The following is a 1,093-nucleotide window of genomic DNA, read 5'->3' on the forward strand; positions in this document are numbered from 1 at the left end:
AAATATGAGCTATGACCAACCGCTTGGTATGGTATTGTACGTATTGTTAATCATCGGGTTTACCTTCTTCTACACTTTCGTGCAAATTAATCCGGTTCAAATGGCTGATCAAATGAAGAAAAATGGCGGATATATTCCAGGTATTCGTCCAGGAAAGCCAACTTCGTCTTACCTAACACGCGTTATGTCGCGTATTACGTTGACAGGTGCAATTTTCTTGGCGGTTATCTCGGTTATTCCGGTATTCTTCGGTACACTTGCTGGATTACCTAAGTCAGTGCAGCTAGGCGGCACCTCATTGCTAATCGTTATCGGTGTTGCACTGGATACGATGAAACAAATTGAGAGCCAGTTGATCAAACGCCATTACAAAGGGTTTATCAATAAATAACAATAGGTTCTGACCGGGCTTCCGCGATCGTCAACTAGCGTTCCGCGGCTGCCCGCCCGAGCCTATTGTGCTTAAAGCGAGGAACTCAGCATGAACATTTTATTCATGGGCCCTCCGGGCGCCGGTAAAGGTACACAAGCTGAACGGATCGTAGAAGAGTTCGGTATTCCCCATATTTCCACTGGCGATGCGTTCCGTCTCGCTATGAAACAAGGAACCGCGCTTGGAATCAAAGCGAAAGAGTATGTCGATCAAGGCTTGCTCGTTCCCGATGAGATCACGAACGGCATTGTGAAGGAAAGACTTGAACAAGCCGATTGCAAAAATGGATTCTTGCTCGACGGGTTTCCTCGCACACTGCAGCAAGCAGAAGCACTTGATGTTATGCTTGCGGAGCTCGGACGCAGTATTGACCATGTTGTAAATTTAAAAGTTGATCGCAGTTTGCTGCTTGCTCGTTTGACGGGCAGACGCATATCGAAGACGACTGGTACGACTTATCATGTAATCTTTAACCCGCCTAAGGTCGAAGGTATCTGCGACAAAGACGGCGGCGAATTGTATCAACGATCAGATGATACAGAGGAAAAGGTAGGCACACGCTTGGATGAGTATTCTTCCAAGACAGCCCCTCTACTCGATTACTACAATGCTAAAGGACTCCTTCGCGAAGTCGACGGCGAGAAGGACATTGATGTTGTA

Annotated in this window: 2 protein-coding genes; both read left to right on the plus strand. The window is 46.8% G+C overall.

Annotation, left to right across the window (positions count from 1 at the left end; genetic code table 11):
* A partial coding sequence (locus ACFVVK_RS20490) for a preprotein translocase subunit SecY (protein ID WP_390271352.1) occupies nt 1–391 on the plus strand: 391 nt, incomplete at its 5' end.
* A 90-nt stretch (nt 392–481) separates the two neighbouring features.
* Nucleotides 482–1,093, plus strand: a 612-nt coding sequence (locus ACFVVK_RS20495; protein WP_390271355.1) for an adenylate kinase, incomplete at its 3' end; no start/stop codon positions are given.

Source organism: Arthrobacter sp. NPDC058192, assembly GCF_042883665.1.
GTDB lineage: Bacteria > Actinomycetota > Actinomycetes > Actinomycetales > Micrococcaceae > Arthrobacter.